Annotated in this window: 15 protein-coding genes; 1 reads left to right on the top strand and 14 read right to left on the bottom strand. The window is 61.6% G+C overall.

What is annotated here, in order from left to right:
* Nucleotides 1-88: 88 nt before the first annotated feature.
* The 14 genes from I6L36_RS08045 to glyA form a co-directional block, all read right to left on the bottom strand.
* Complete coding sequence (locus I6L36_RS08045; RefSeq protein ID WP_029314771.1) at nt 89-1,030, bottom strand: ABC transporter permease; 942 nt, start codon at nt 1,028-1,030, stop codon at nt 89-91.
* A 3-nt stretch (nt 1,031-1,033) separates the two neighbouring features.
* Nucleotides 1,034-2,008 carry an ABC transporter permease gene (locus I6L36_RS08050; RefSeq protein WP_010675385.1) on the bottom strand — a complete coding sequence of 325 codons (975 nt, stop codon included), beginning with the start codon at nt 2,006-2,008 and terminating at the stop codon, nt 1,034-1,036.
* A 96-nt stretch (nt 2,009-2,104) separates the two neighbouring features.
* Nucleotides 2,105-3,661: an ABC transporter substrate-binding protein gene (locus I6L36_RS08055; RefSeq protein ID WP_010675386.1), complete on the bottom strand. Its 1,557-nt coding sequence runs from the start codon at nt 3,659-3,661 to the stop codon at nt 2,105-2,107.
* 58 nt (nt 3,662-3,719) lie between these two features.
* Entirely contained in the window at nt 3,720-5,444 is a 1,725-nt protein-coding gene (locus I6L36_RS08060) for an ABC transporter ATP-binding protein (RefSeq protein ID WP_010675387.1), read from the bottom strand.
* A gap of 647 nt (nt 5,445-6,091) precedes the next feature.
* Entirely contained in the window at nt 6,092-6,580 is a 489-nt protein-coding gene (locus tag I6L36_RS08065) for a phosphatidylglycerophosphatase A (RefSeq protein ID WP_109112127.1), read from the bottom strand.
* Nucleotides 6,577-7,536 (bottom strand): thiamine-phosphate kinase, encoded by a 960-nt coding sequence (thiL, locus tag I6L36_RS08070; RefSeq protein WP_109112126.1) that lies wholly within the window; start codon nt 7,534-7,536, stop codon nt 6,577-6,579. Before thiL ends, I6L36_RS08065 begins: the two co-directional genes overlap by 4 nt.
* 57 nt (nt 7,537-7,593) lie before the next feature.
* Complete coding sequence (gene nusB, locus I6L36_RS08075; protein WP_010675390.1) at nt 7,594-8,007, bottom strand: transcription antitermination factor NusB; 414 nt, start codon at nt 8,005-8,007, stop codon at nt 7,594-7,596.
* Nucleotides 8,008-8,021: 14 nt separating this feature from the next.
* Nucleotides 8,022-8,492 (bottom strand): 6,7-dimethyl-8-ribityllumazine synthase, encoded by a 471-nt coding sequence (gene ribE, locus I6L36_RS08080; RefSeq protein ID WP_010675391.1) that lies wholly within the window; start codon nt 8,490-8,492, stop codon nt 8,022-8,024.
* Nucleotides 8,493-8,625: 133 nt separating this feature from the next.
* Nucleotides 8,626-9,735 (bottom strand): bifunctional 3,4-dihydroxy-2-butanone-4-phosphate synthase/GTP cyclohydrolase II, encoded by a 1,110-nt coding sequence (gene ribBA, locus I6L36_RS08085; RefSeq protein WP_039040299.1) that lies wholly within the window; start codon nt 9,733-9,735, stop codon nt 8,626-8,628.
* A gap of 137 nt (nt 9,736-9,872) precedes the next feature.
* Nucleotides 9,873-10,526 (bottom strand): riboflavin synthase, encoded by a 654-nt coding sequence (locus I6L36_RS08090; protein ID WP_216987101.1) that lies wholly within the window; start codon nt 10,524-10,526, stop codon nt 9,873-9,875.
* A 55-nt stretch (nt 10,527-10,581) separates the two neighbouring features.
* Nucleotides 10,582-11,691: a bifunctional diaminohydroxyphosphoribosylaminopyrimidine deaminase/5-amino-6-(5-phosphoribosylamino)uracil reductase RibD gene (ribD, locus tag I6L36_RS08095; RefSeq protein ID WP_039040300.1), complete on the bottom strand. Its 1,110-nt coding sequence runs from the start codon at nt 11,689-11,691 to the stop codon at nt 10,582-10,584.
* A 277-nt stretch (nt 11,692-11,968) separates the two neighbouring features.
* The gene (nrdR, locus tag I6L36_RS08100; protein ID WP_010675395.1) at nt 11,969-12,418 is read right to left on the bottom strand and encodes a transcriptional regulator NrdR; all 450 of its coding nucleotides are present in this window, start codon (nt 12,416-12,418) and stop codon (nt 11,969-11,971) included.
* Between the two features lie 134 nt (nt 12,419-12,552).
* Nucleotides 12,553-12,987 carry a hypothetical protein gene (locus I6L36_RS08105; protein WP_109113085.1) on the bottom strand — a complete coding sequence of 145 codons (435 nt, stop codon included), beginning with the start codon at nt 12,985-12,987 and terminating at the stop codon, nt 12,553-12,555.
* Nucleotides 12,988-13,074: 87 nt separating this feature from the next.
* Nucleotides 13,075-14,328, bottom strand: coding sequence for a serine hydroxymethyltransferase (gene glyA / locus I6L36_RS08110; protein WP_010675397.1), 1,254 nt, complete (start codon nt 14,326-14,328; stop codon nt 13,075-13,077).
* A 341-nt stretch (nt 14,329-14,669) separates the two neighbouring features.
* Here glyA and I6L36_RS08115 point away from each other — a divergent pair, with 341 nt between their 5' ends.
* Nucleotides 14,670-14,957: a hypothetical protein gene (locus tag I6L36_RS08115; RefSeq protein WP_069652090.1), complete on the top strand. Its 288-nt coding sequence runs from the start codon at nt 14,670-14,672 to the stop codon at nt 14,955-14,957.
* Nucleotides 14,958-15,025: the final 68 nt, after the last annotated feature.

Genomic DNA, 15,025 nt, shown 5'->3' on the forward strand with positions numbered 1-15,025 from the left:
GACATACCTGAACACTCCTTGGTTCCACATAAGCGGGCAGCACTTGAACCTTGATCACGGCCTCGCAGCCAGTTCGTGGAAAGGTTTATCAGCCCTTGTAGATCTTCGGGTTGAACACATCCCGCAGCCAGTCACCCAGCAGGTTGATCACCAGCACCAGCACCACCAGGCAGAGGCCCGGGAAGGCGGTGATCCACCAGGATCCGGAGAAGATGTAGTTGAAGCCCACGCTGATGAGCGACCCCAGGGACGGTTGATCAACCGGCATCCCCAGACCCAGGAAGGAGAGGGCCGCCTCGCTCATGATGGCGTTCGCCACCTGCACGGTGGAGATGACCAGGATGGGGGACAGGCAGTTCGGCAGAATGTGGCGGAACATGATGCGCGGGGCGCGGAACCCCATCACCTGAGCCGCTTCCACATACTCCTTCTTCTTCTCCGCCAGCACAGAGGCGCGCACCGTCCGGGCATACTGGGGCCACTCGGCGATACCGATGATCACCACCAGCATCAGGATGGCGAACTTCGAGTAGAACTCGGAGCCAAAGGTCGCCTGGAAGATGGCGGAGATGATGATCGCCACCATCATGGTGGAGAACGACAGCTGCACATCGGCAAAGCGCATCAGCAGGTTGTCGATGCGACCACCAAAGTAACCGGCCATCAGACCGATGACGATACCGAGCACCAGCTGCAGCCCCACCGCGAACAGACCAATGGTCAGCGAGATGCGGGCGCCATAGAGGATGGTGCTCCAGATGTCGCGTCCCTGGTTGTCGGTCCCGAGCCAGAAGCGGGCCTCGCCCCCTTCCAGCCAGGAGGGGGGCAGCTCCGCATCCATCAGATCGAAGCTGGTCTGGTCATAGACGTTGTGCGGTGCGATCCAGGGTGCCAGCAGAGCCGCCAGCACGAAGACCACAAACACCGCAAAGCTGAACATGGCTACCTTGTCCCGCAGGAAGTAGTAGACGATGTCGGAATTTTTGAAGCGTGCCCAACGGCTTGGGCTTGCAGTTACAGCGTTAGTCATCTGTTACCCCTTGGCGGTCAGGTTGACGGTCGGGTTGATCAACCCGTAGAGCAGGTCGACCAGGGTATTGGTCACCACGAAAATGAGGCCGACGAAGATGACGTAGGCGGTGATCAGCGGCGTATCGACCCGGTGGATCGCCTCAAGGAACAGGAAGCCGGTCCCCGGCCACTGGAACACGCTCTCGGTCAGGATGGTGTAGGCCACCATGGTCCCGATCTGCACACCGCCCACCGTGATGACCGGCAGCATGGTGTTCTTCAGGGCGTGCTGGTAGTAGACCTTGTTGTTGTCCAGCCCCTTGGCACGGGCAAACTTGACGTACTCGGAGGAGAGCTGCTCCAGCATCTCCGAGCGCACCAGCCGGATGAACAGCGGCAGCATGATGGAGGAGAGGGAGACCGCAGGCAGCACCAGGTGCAGGATACCGTCCCAGGTAAAGAAGCCCGACTCCCAGCCCAGCAGGTTGTAGGTCTCGCCACGGCCATAGGCCGGCAGCCAGCCCAGCTGGATGGAGAAGAGGTACATCAGCATGATGGCGGTCAGGAAGACCGGGATCGATATGCCGATGCTGCTCACCGCCATGATGAGCTTGGTCAGGAAACTGCGCGGTCTTATCGCCGAATAAACCCCCAGCGGAATGGAGACCACGACGATGATGAGCGCGGCGGCAAACACCAGCTCAAGGGTAGCCACCAGCTTGTCGAGGATAACCTCGAGGGCTGGTCGCTTGAAGAAATAGGAAGTGCCCAGATCCCCGTGTACCGCGTTCTTCAAGAAGCGGCTGTATTTCACGAGGAAGGGATCATTGAGTCCCATCTTGTCGCGCAGCTCCTGGCGCACGGACTCGGAGACGGATTGTCCCACCAGCTCGCGCAGCGGATCCCCCAGGTTGTCCTGGATGGAGAAGGCGACCAGGCTGATGACGAACATCACTATCACGGCCTGATAGAACCGTTTCAGCAGGAATGTAAACATGCTTGTCCTTCTACGTGGCCTGTGTCTTGGCACAGGCTTCTGTTAATGGCGGGGCAACCATGGGTGCCCCGCCGGGTCCTTCCTTAAGCGCTTCGCTTACTTGTTGACCACCAGGTCACCCAGGTAAGGGAAGTTCATCACGTTGACCACCGGCTTGATGTCGACGTTCTTCTTGGCGCCATAGGCCAGATCTTCCCAGTGCAGCGGCACATAGGCGGCGTCGTCGATCAGCATGGCTTCCACCTTCTGCAGGATGGCGGCACGCTTGGCAGGATCGGTCTCGGTGTTGGCTTCCATCACCATCTTGTCAGCTTCCGCGTTGGCATAACCGCCGCAGTTGTACTGACCCATGCCGGTCTTGGCATCCTTGGTGAAGGTCAGGAACTCGAAGAAGTTCGCACTGTCTTCGGTGTCGGAGTGCCAGCCGATCAGCTGCATGTCCGCGGCGCACTTGTCAAACTCCGGCCAGTACTGGGCCACCGGCATGGTCTTCAGATCCACCTTGATGTTGATCTTGGACAGCATGGCGGAGACGGCCTGGGCAATCTTGACGTCGTTGACGTAGCGGGCAGCCGGGGAGATGAAGCTCATCTTGAAGCCCTTCTCGTAACCGGCTTCCTTCATCAGCTCCTTGGCCTTGGCCAGATCATACTGGGGTTTGAGGGCCTCGTTGTAGCCTGCGTAGCCTTTCGGGCTCAGCTGGCCGGCCGGGGTACCGAAGCCTTTGTTGATCTTGTCGACGATGCCCACCTGGTTGATGGCGTAGTTGATCGCCTGACGCACACGCTTGTCTTTCAGCGCCGGGTTGGTGTTCTGGTTCAGCTCGATGATGATGGCACGGGTACCGGACAGGGTGACCAGCTGGGAATCCTTGCCGTTCTTCACGCGCTCCAGATCGTTCGGGGCAACCGGGTAGATCATGTCCACGTCGCCGCCCAGCAGGGCTGCAACACGGGTGGCGTCTTCCTTGATCGGTACCACGGTCAGGTTTTCGACGTTGCCCTTGGAGGCCTTGTCCCAGTAGTTGGCGTTGCGCACGTATTCCAGCTTCACGCCCTGCTCGCGGAACTTGACGCTGAACGGACCGGTACCGGAGACATTGGTGGAGGCGAAGGAATCACCGTTCTTCACGATCTCGGCCTTGTCCTTGCCCGCCTCTGTCTTGCCGCTATAGAACTTGGAGTCCATCGGGAAGATGTAGGTGACGGTCTGCAGCACCAGCGGGAACGGCTTGGCGGTGACGAGATCCACGGTGAAATCATCCACCTTCTTGGCTTCGGCGATGGGGTCGAAGATCGCCTTGAAGTCCGGGGAGGCCTTCAGACGGTTGACGGTCCATACCACGTCATCGGCGGTGAAGTCGTTGCCGGAGTGGAACTTCACACCCTTGCGCAGGTGGAAACGGACGGTCTTGTCGTCGATGCGCTCATACTTCTCGGCCAGACGCGGCTCGAACTGCAGATCCTGGGTGTAACGCATCAGGGGGTCGAACACCAGGTGAGACATCTCCAGGGTCTGACCGGAGAGCTGCTCCTGCGGGTCCAGCGAGGTGGCGTCGGACGCGACGGCGACCTTGATGTCGGCAGCAGAAACGTTGAACGCGAGACCAGCGGCGAACAGCGCCATGGCGATCTTGGATAATCCTTTCTTCATGTCTTTCTCCATGCTTTTGGCTTTTTATTGACAGACAAACCGGCGAACCGGTGCTTTCCTAGCTTGCGATTTCCAGCCCCTCGCGGGACATTCCCTTGAATTCCGGCATGAGGGAGATCAGCTTGCGGCTGTACTCATGCTCGGCATTGGTGAACAGTTTCTCGGTCTCGGCCACTTCCACCAGATGACCGTGCTGCATCACACCGATGCGGTCGCACATCTGGCGGATGACCGGCAGATCGTGACTGATGAACAGCATGGTGAGCCCAAGCTCCTGTTGCAAGTCTTTGAGCAGGTTGAGGATCTGGGCCTGCACCGAGACATCCAGCGCCGAGGTGGGCTCGTCGCAGATGAGGAAGCGCGGGCGGGTCGCCAGGGCGCGGGCAATGGAGATGCGCTGGCGCTGACCACCGGAGAACTCGTGGGGATACTTGACCCCGGCGCCGCGGCCCAGGCCCACGTGATCCAGCAGGTCCCCGACGATCTGCTCTATCTGCCGCTCGCTCTCGGCGAGGCGGTGGAAGCGGATCGGCTCGGCGATGATGTCACGCACCTTCATGCGCGGGTTCATCGAAGAGTAGGGATTCTGGAACACCATCTGCATCTGGCGGCGCAGGGGGCGACGCTCGTGCTCCCCTTTCAGGGCGGTGAGATCGATCCCCTCGAAGACAATCTTGCCGGTATCGGGCGGATAGAGCCCGGTGATGGCACGGGCGATGGTGGACTTGCCGGAGCCCGACTCCCCCACCAGACCGAAAGTCTCACCCTCGAAGATCTCGAAGCTGATGTTGTTGCAGGCGCGCACGTACTGGCGGCGGCTCGGGAAGATGGAATCCTTGGTGACGAACTTCAGATCCACGTTCTCCACCCGCAACAGCGCGCCTTCATAGGTGCGCTCGTCCTGACTCTGGCCGAGCCAGTGGGTCTTGAGATCGATGCTGGTATCCGCCGCACCGGCATCCTCGATATAGGAGACCAGGGGGAAGCGTACCAGCTTGACATCCGAGCGGGGAACCGCCGAGATGAGGCTGCGGGTATAGGGGTGATTGGGGCGGCCCAGCACCTGTTCCGTGGTGCCGAACTCCACCAGATCGCCGCGGTACATCACCGCCACCTTGTCGGTAACGTTGGAGACCACCCCCATGTCATGAGTCACCAGCATGCAGCCGACCTGGCGCTCTTTGCACAGGTTGCGGATGAGCTGGAGGATCTGATCCTGGATGGAGACGTCCAGCGCCGTGGTCGGCTCATCGGCGATGATGAGCTCGGGATCCCCGGAGAGGGCGATGGCGATCACTACCCGCTGGCGCATGCCACCGGAGAACTGGTGAGGATACTGCTTGATGCGCACGTCCGGGTTCGGGATCCCCACCGCCCCCATCAGCTCGAGGGCCTTGGCAAAGGCCGCCTCGCGGGACAGGTCGGTGTTGGCGAGGATGGTCTCCACCAGCTGCTGCTCCACGGTGAACAGCGGATTGAGGGAGGTCATGGGATCCTGGAAGATGAAACCGATACGCGAGCCACGAATGGCCCGCATCTCGTTCTGGCTCTTGCCGGAGATGAGCTCGCCGTTGAGGTAGATGTCACCACGGGCGATGCGACCGGGCGGGCTCAACAGATCGATGACGGCGTTGCCGATGGTGGATTTGCCAGCGCCGGACTCACCGACGACGCCGACGATCTCGCCCTTTTCAACAGAAAAAGAGAGATCCTTGACCGCGGCAAGCACCCCGTAGCGGGAGGGGTACTCGATCCGCAAGTTTTTGACTTCAAGCAAGGACATGGTTACCTCTGCGGGGGACATCCGTCCCAAATAATTCGTCCGTAAATCAGCCGCAGATGCTGGTTGTGCCTTGGTACTGCTCGAGAGCCGTTTTTGTGTAATTAACGCTCAATCCATGAGGCAGCCAAACCAGCGATCCGGGCGGGTTTTTTGCATTTTTTTGGAATAACCCGCGAGTAAGTTAGTCGGTTTGCCCGCAGGTGTAAATGATCCAGTTATACAATTTCGCAATACTTTGCCCAGAGAATGCCGACACCCTGGGGTTAAAATGTCGATAAAAGTCACATTACCAGAGATTACGCTGGCAATGCGAGACCATCAACCAATTATGTTTCAACAAAATAGCAACAAACCATCTTATTCACTATCAGCATTATGCTGGCGAGCTTCGAATGAGTAGTGAATATTTATGTGAAATGATTTTTTGACGGCAGCATATCCGGAGTAAGGAAAAATAGGCAGAGCTAAATAGGGACAATGCAGAAGGATCAACCTGGGCCACAGGCCCGCCGGCACGGCAAGCCGGGAGGGATTGCATACAAAAAAACGCAGGCCCCTCAGGGCCTGCGTGTGCGGTATATCCGACCTCTTTGCAAGAGGAGAGGAGTGAAAAAACAACGAGACGGGCGTTCGGGAGCCGCCTCCCCTCACCAGTGGGCAAGCAGTTGCATGCAGGCCAGGGCGAACAGGCCGGCGATGAGATCGTCCAGCATGATGCCAAGCCCGCCGTGAATGCGGCGATCGAACCAGGAGATGGGCCAGGGCTTGAGCACGTCGAACAGGCGAAACAGCACGAAACCCGCCAGCACCCACTCCCAGCCGGCCGGGGCCGCAATCATGGTGACCCCGAATCCGATGACCTCGTCCCAGACGATAGCCCCGTGATCCGGCATCCCGATGGCGTCGGTGGCGCTCTGGCAGATGCGGATGCCCGCCACGAAACCCACCACCAGCAGGGCGATGAACCAGGAGGTCGACAGCCCGCTCACCAACAGATAGAGCGGGATGGCTGCCAGGGTCCCCATGGTGCCCGGCGCCTTGGGGGAGAGGCCGGAGCCAAACCCCACCGCCAGAAAGTGGAGCGGGTTTTTAAGGTTCAGCCGCGTCAGTTCGGGCTTTATCTTGAAAGACATCATGCGAAGTGATCCCAGCCCTTGAGGTGCAGTTCGACGGGTTGTTCGTCCTGCAGGTAGTCGATGCCAGGCTCCCCGACCAGGATGCGACCGATGCGGGTGAACTTCACGCCACAATTGGCCAGCGCCGTGTCCAGGGCACCGTGATGCTCCTGGGGCACGGTGAAGCAGAGCTCGTAGTCGTCGCCCCCGGCCAGAGCCAGCTGCCAGGCATCCATGGCCGGCACCGCATCCTGCAACACGGGGGAGAGGGGCAGCAGGTTGAGATCGATCTGGGCCCGCACGCCGGACGCCTTGAGGATGTGGCCGAGATCCGAAGCCAGGCCGTCTGAGAGATCCAGGGCGCTGCTGGCCAGCCCGCGCAGGGCCTGACCGGCCAGGATGCGGGGATGGGGATGGTCGAGGCGCGGCAGCACGGCCGCCAGCTGGTTCTCGTTGAGGGTGCGCTTGCCCAGCAGGTGGGAGAGCGCCAGGGCGGCATCCCCCAGGGTGCCGGTCACGTAGACCCCGTCACCGGCCTTGGCGCCGCTGCGCATCAGGGCGCGACCTGCCGGGACCGATCCTTTCACCGAGACGGTGATGGAGAGGGGCCCGCGGGTCATGTCTCCCCCCACCAGCGCCACGTTGTAGTACTCGGCGAGCTCGAGGAACCCTTCGGCGAAACCGGCGACCCAACGCTCGTTGATGGCGGGCAGGGTCAGGGCCAGGGAGACCCAGCGCGGCTCGGCCCCCATGGCGGCCAGATCGGAGAGATTGACCGCCAGCGCCTTGTAGCCGAGATCCACCGGATCCATGTCGGGGAAGAAGTGCACGCCGCTCACCAGGGTGTCCGTGCTCACCGCCAACTGGGCGTCGGGGGGCAGGGTCAGCAGGGCACAGTCATCTCCAGGGCCCATCACCACGTCCTTGCGGGCGTGGGGGACCTTGAAGTACTTCTCAATCAGCTCAAATTCACCCATACAGTAAAAAGCCAGCAATAAGCTGGCTCCTCTCTTAATTGCTGACGGACAGCAGGATCAGCGCTTGGGCAGCGTCTTGATCACCTTGTCCAGGACGCCGTTGACAAACTTGTGGCTGTCATCGGCGGCGAAGGCTTTGGCCAGCTCGATCGCTTCGTTGATCACCACGCGCGGCGGCACATCTTCACGACGGGTCAGCTCGTAGGTCGCCAGACGCAGGATCGCCTTGTCCACCATGTCCACTTCTTCCAGCGGACGGGAGAGGAAAGGCGCGAACACCTTGTCCAGCTCGTTGCAGTGGACCGCTACCCCGAACAGCAGATCGCGGAAATAGTTCAGGTCCACACCCTTGGTGTCCTGATCGATCTTGAACTGCTCTTCGATGTCGCCCACGTTGGCCTGGGTCATCTGCCACTGGTAGATGGCCTGGGTGGCGCAATGGCGGGCCTTACGGCGCTCGGACGGTTTCAATGCATTTCTCCTCGTTACACGTCCAGTTGTTTCAGGACGTTGATCATTTCGAGCGCGCTCAGTGCAGCCTCTGCACCCTTGTTACCCGCCTTGGTACCGGCGCGTTCGATGGCTTGTTCAATGTTTTCGGTGGTCAGCACGCCGAAGGCAACGGGAATGTCGTATTCCATCATCACCTGGGCCAGACCCTTGCCGTTCTCGCTCGCTACCAGTTCAAAGTGGTAGGTACCGCCGCGGATGACGGTGCCGAGTGCGACGATGGCGTCGTATTGACCGCTCTTGGCCAGCTTCTTGGCCGCCAGGGGAATTTCGACGGCCCCCGGTACGCGCACCAGGGTCAGATTGCTCTCCTGGACCTGACCTTGACGCTTCAGCACGTCCAGCGCGCCGTTCACCAGGCTGTCATTGATGAAGCTGTTGAAACGGGCAACGACAATAGCAACACGCGCCTCGGGAGCGGCGATATTTCCTTCGATAATCTTCATTGGAAATCCTGTCTCTGTGCAATCAATTAGGGGCCGGGCTCAAAAGTGCACGCATTCTAGCACAACAGAGCCGCGACAAAAAACCATGGCCGCAACGGGCGGCCATGGTGATGAATTCAACCGTACGCAGCGCTTACTCGCCGACGTACTCCACCACTTCCAGACCAAAGCCACCGAGGGCATGGTACTTCTTGGGAGAGCTCAATAGGCGCATCTTGCCGACCCCCAGCGCCTTGAGGATCTGGGAACCGACGCCGACCCGGCGCGAGGTGCCCTGCCACTTGGCCCCTTCCGGCGCCAGCCCCTTGTCGGCGGCTTCAAAACCCTTGACCCTGGCCAGCAGCTCGGCGCCATGGGCTTCCGCCCCCAGGATCACCAGCACCCCGCCCTCGTCGGCGATGCGGGCCATGGATTTGGGCAGCGGCCAGCTGCGGGCGCTGTGGCGGTCGGTGAGCAGCAGATCGCTCAGCACGTCGTGCAGGTGCACCCGTACCAGGGTCGGCTGGTCGGCCTTCACGTCCCCTTTCTTCAGGGCGAAGTGGACCTGGTTGTCGATGGTGTCGCGGAAGGTGACGAGGTCGAACTCGCCGTATTCGGTGGGCAACTTGCACTCGGCCACCTTCTCTACCGTGGTCTCGTGCTGGTTGCGGTATTCGATAAGGTCGGCAATGGTGCCGAGCTTGATGCCGTGCTGCTCGGCGAAGATCTCGAGATCCGGGCGCCGGGCCATGGTGCCGTCTTCGTTGAGGATCTCGACGATGACGGAGGCAGGCTCGAAGCCGGCCAGCCGGGCCAGATCGCAGCCCGCTTCGGTGTGGCCGGCGCGGGTCAACACACCGCCATCCTGCGCCATCAGCGGGAAGATGTGGCCGGGCTGCACCAGATCGGCGGCCTTGGCATGGGGCGCCACCGCAGCCTGCACGGTGACGGCGCGGTCGGCGGCGGAGATGCCGGTGGTCACCCCTTCCGCCGCCTCGATGGAGACGGTGAAGGCGGTGGAGAACTGGGCATTGTTGCGATCGACCATCAGCGGCAGCGCCAGCTGCTTGCAGCGATCCCGGGTCAGGGTCAGGCAGATGAGGCCACGACCGTAGCGCGCCATGAAGTTGATGTCTTCCGGGCGGACACAGGAGGCGGCCATGATCAGGTCCCCTTCGTTCTCCCTGTCTTCGTCATCCATCAGGATCACCATCTTGCCAGCCTTGATATCGGCAATGATTTCCTGGGTCGTGCTCAGCGCCATGGGCTACTCCATCAACATGCTTGGGGATTGAGCCAGTCGGCTCGACTTGATACTGCGTATTGTGCTCTAGATGGGGGCACGCGGCCCCGTTTCAATCCGCGCGGGATCACAGAACCGCGTTTTCCCGTCAAAACGGCTCACAAGAATCCGGACAGGGCCAGCTTCTCCAGGGTCAGGGTAGAGGCACTGCTCTCCTCGCGCTTGCCCGTCATCAGCCGCTCCAGATAGCGGGCTATCTGGTCCACCTCGAGGTTGACCCGGTAGCCGGGTTTCCAGCGGGCGATGGTGGTCTCCTGGGCGGTGTGGGGCACGATGGTCAGCCGGAAGAGATCCCCCTGCACGGCGTTGACGGTGAGGCTGATGCCATCCACCGCAATCGACCCCTTCTCGGCGATGTAGCGGGAGAGCTCCCCCGGCGCCTTGATCCAGTATTCGATGGCGCGGCCGCTGGACGATTTGCTCTTCACCTCGCCGATACCGTCCACGTGGCCGGAGACCAGGTGGCCGCCGAGGCGGGAAGTGGGCATCAACGCCTTCTCGAGGTTGACCGGCTCCCCCACCTTGGCGGCAGAAAAACCGGTGCGGGAGAGGGTCTCCAGGGAGACGTCGGCGGTATAGCTGTGATCCCCGAGCGCCACCACGGTGAGGCAGACGCCGTTGGTGGCGATGGAGTCGCCCAGCTTGACGTCACTGAAGTCCAGGGTCGGCGCGTGCACGGTGAGGGCCATGTCCTCCCCCTGGCGACGCAGCTCGGCCAGGGTTCCCACCGCTTCGATAATTCCGGTAAACATGCAGATCACCTTGCTGATGACGGGGGCGATGGATGCCCCCGTGAACATTGAAAAATCAGGCTATTTTCGCAGTGATGCGAATATCCTGGCCAAGCATGCGCACATCCTTGAGGTTGAGTTTGGGGGCCTGGAACAGCCGGGTCAGCCCCGGCAGATGGAACAGGCCGCGCCCCTCATCCCCCATCAGTTTGGGCGCCTGATAGAGCACCAGCTCGTCCACCAGCCCCTTCTCCAGCAGGGCGCCGCACAGCCGCGGCCCCGCCTCCACCAGTACCGAGTTGACGTTCTGTTTGGCCAGCAGCATGAACAGACTGACCAGATCCAGCTTGCCATCCAGCAGCGGCACCTCCAGCTGCTGCACCCAGGCGGGCCACTCACCGGATGCCTTGTGGCGGGCCAGCAGTACCGGGCTCTCGCTCTGGAACAGGGGCAGATCCGGGGTGAGCCGGTTTTGCGAATCCACGATGACTCGAAGTGGCTGGCGCAGGGTCTCTTTGGGATAGACCGCCTTGACCGAGGGGGGCAGCTCGTCCCAGCGCACGGTGAGGGAGGCGCCATCCGCCAGCACGGTTTCGGCGCTGGAGAGGACTGCATCGTGACGGGCCCGCAGCCGCTGCACGTCCCGGCGCGCCTCCGGAGAGGTGATCCACTGGCTCTCGCCACTCGCCATGGCGGTGCGACCATCCAGGCTCGCCCCCAGCTTGACCGTCACCAGCGGAAACGCGGTGCGCATCCGCTTGAAGAAACCGGGATTGAGGGCCTCGGCTTCTGCGGCCAGCAGGCCGAAATCGGTCTTGATCCCCGCCTCGGAGAGCATCCGCAGGCCGCGCCCGCCCACCTGGGGATTGGGATCCACCATGGCAGCCACCACCCGGGTCACCCCGGCCTTGATGAGCGCCTCGGCGCAGGGCGGCGTGCGACCATGATGGGAGCAGGGCTCCAGGGTCACATAGGCGGTGGCACCGCGGGCCTCTTCCCCTGCCGCGTGCAGGGCATAGACCTCGGCATGGGGCTCACCGGCCCGCTTGTGCCAGCCCTCCCCCACCACCACGCCGGCCTTCACCAGCACGGCGCCGACGCAGGGGTTGGGAGCCGTGGTGTAACGGCCGCGCCGGGCCAGTTCGAGGGCCCGGCTCATCCATTGGTAATCGTCTTGACTAAACATCCGGGCTCCTGTGTCCAGCAACCTGTCCCCGGTGGCACGGCCATCCGATGGGACAAGAAAATAGGGTGTACGCGCTTGCAGCACGCCTTCTCGGGCAGATCGGCCATGGCATCTGACGCCATGGCGACGGGCACACACATCGCAGGATGCGGCCGCACGCCCTCATACTTTTTCACCAGTGCAACGATGCGCTATCTGGATGTCTCACTGGTGTAACAACTGGCGCTGCCGCAACGGCAGCCCCTCTCTTATTCACATAGGGAGCGACAGGCCGACGTTACTTCTCCAGCTTGGCGATCTCTTCCCCGAATTCGCGAATGTCTTCAAAGCTGCGGTAGACGGAGGCAAAGCGGATGTAGGCCACCTTGTCCAGGCTCTTGAGCTCATCCATCACCAGATTGCCCACCAGCTGGGAGGCCACCTCCCGCTCACCGGTGGCCCGCAGGCGGGACTTGATGTGGTTGACCGCCTTCTCGATGGCCTCCATGCTCACCGGCCGCTTCTCCAGCGCCCGCAGAATGCCGGCACGCAGCTTGTCTTCGTTGAAGGGCTCGCGGGAGCCGTTGGACTTGATGACGCGGGGCATGACCAGTTCGGCCATTTCGAAGGTGGTAAAACGCTCGTGACAGAGCAGGCATTCGCGACGGCGGCGCACCTGATGGCCCTCGGCCACCAGACGGGAATCGATCACCTTGGTATCAACGGCACTACAGAAAGGGCAATGCATCTGACCTCCGGCGTGGATGAAAATGGGCGCGGGCCCCGGGGGCTGGCGCTAGGCCGGCCAGTGTAACACGGCCATCCAGAACCGGTAAAAGCCCATGAAAACAAGGGACAACCAGCCAGACCTTCGGGCAGGACTCAGTCGTCATAGGGCAACGCCTCGGGGTCGCAATCCTGGTAATCGGGGGCAGGATCCGCCGCGAACCGGCGAGCAGCCACATGGCTGTGGCCCAGCATCAGCGCCTTGCCCACCCGGTGCATGCCATCCATCACCCGACCGGCGCTGTCGAGCAGGATGGGATAGGCGAGATCCGCCGCCATCATGAGCTGGCAATGCGCCACCACGCTGCGCACCGTGGGCGTGGCGTCGTCATGGCCGTACCAGTGGTCGCGGTCAAGCTCGGCAATCTCGCCGAGTGCCACCGCCTGCACCGGCAGGTTGCGGCTCAGCCGGATCAAGCGGCGCACATCCCAGGCCAGCAGCCCCTGTTCGCTGGCGCGAAAGTGGTACTGGGTTCGAATCGTCTGCCGCAGTGACGCCTCCAGCACGTCCTCTTCCATGTCATCGCACATGATCACCTCTGTCTCATCTTGCCAGACGCTGCAAAAAACAATGCCACCCGAGGGTGGCATTGGTCTTCAACCTGAAGGTCAGGCTGATTATGCGTAGACCGGGAAGCGGCGGCAGATGTCCAGCACCTTCTCGCGCACGGTCGCCAGCACTTCTTCGTTGTCGTGGCTGTCCAGCACGTCGCAGATCCAGTTGGCCAACTGGATGGACTCGGCTTCCTTGAAGCCTCGGCGGGTGATGGCCGGGGTGCCGATACGCACGCCGGAGGTCACGAACGGGGAACGCGGGTCGTTCGGTACGGAGTTCTTGTTGACGGTGATGTTGGCCTTGCCGAGGGCTGCGTCGGCATCTTTGCCGGTCAGCTCGCGACCGATCAGGTCAACCAGCATCAGATGGTTGTCGGTACCGCCGGAGACGATCTTGTAGCCGCGCTCGATAAAGGTCGCCGCCATGGCCTTGGCGTTCTTGACGACCTGGGCCTGGTAGGTCTTGAACTCGGGCTCCAGCGCTTCCTTGAAGGCTACGGCCTTGCCGGCGATGACGTGCATCAGCGGGCCGCCCTGACCACCCGGGAAGACGGCGGAGTTCAGCTTCTTGTACAGATCTTCGTCGTCGGCGGCGGAGAGGATCAGACCACCGCGCGGACCGGCCAGGGTCTTGTGAGTGGTGGAGGTGACCACGTGAGCATGGGGCACCGGGTTCGGGTAGACGCCAGCGGCAATCAGACCGGCCACGTGGGCCATGTCCACGAACAGGTAAGCACCGATCTTGTCGGCGATTTCGCGCATGCGGGCCCAGTCGACGATGCCGGAGTAGGCGGAGAAGCCGCCGATCATCATCTTCGGCTTGTGCTCAACGGCCAGGCGCTCCATCTCGTCGTAGTCGATCTTGCCGGACTCGTCGATGCCGTAGGGGATGATGTTGTACAGCTTGCCGGAGAAGTTGACGGGGGAGCCGTGGGTCAGGTGACCGCCGTGGGCCAGGTTCATGCCGAGCACGGTGTCGCCCGGTTGCAGCAGGGCCATGTAGACGGCGCTGTTGGCCTGAGAGCCGGAGTGCGGCTGCACGTTGGCGTAGGTGGCACCGAACAGCTCTTTGGCGCGCTCGATGGCCAGGGTTTCAACCACATCCACATACTCGCAACCGCCGTAGTAACGCTTGGCCGGGTAGCCTTCGGCGTACTTGTTGGTCAACTGGGAGCCCTGGGCTTCCATGACGCGGGGGCTGGTGTAGTTCTCGGACGCAATCAGCTCGATGTGCTCTTCCTGACGACGGGTCTCGTCTGTGATGGCCTGCCACAGCTCTGGATCATAGCCGGCGATGGTCATGTCACGTTTCAACATCCGTTTATCTCCTGAAAATCGTTTGCGCGATAGGTGAAGTGGGCCCGCGCATTGTAACGTGAGCTGGATCAAAGAGACAGTCCAACCACCCAAAAAATTGTTTATAAAATGTAAAATACGTCGCAAATTTCGAATCCCGCCCCCTGGCTTCGCTCATCCCCCCGGCCTCCCCACACCAGCAATTCGGCTCCAGCCATCGTCCCCGCTTCCCGGGCAAAGCGATAGAAACCAGAGCCAGATCATGGATATAGCATTTACTAACAGATAACATCTTTAGGCCATGGGACATCTGCACGAGCGGGTGTCGCTCCCTGCCATCCCGGAACACAAGGGGAAACGCCATGATGGATCATCTGATGCTGTTCGTGATTGTCGCGGTCTTCGCTCTCTTCTACTGGGTCTACTACACCGGCAGCCGTAAGGGTGCCTGCACCGCCAACTGGGAGACACTTCCCACCCGGGAGCAGTACCTGGCGGCCCACCCCGGCGCCGCCGACGGGGATCTGATTTTCTGCATCCATTGCGGTCATCATCAGCAGCGGGAAGTCGGCCTGGTGCACCAGATGGATTACCGCCGCCAGCACATCTGCCCCCGTTGCAAGCAGGTGCTCTATCGCGTCGAGGAGTAAGTCGGCCTCCTCGTCGCCCACGGTCATCCCGCGAATGCGACCCCCTCTCCTGGCGCTATCCGGCCAAA

Origin of the sequence: Aeromonas sp. FDAARGOS 1406, assembly GCF_019048565.1 — a bacterium.
Taxonomy (GTDB): domain Bacteria; phylum Pseudomonadota; class Gammaproteobacteria; order Enterobacterales; family Aeromonadaceae; genus Aeromonas; species Aeromonas caviae.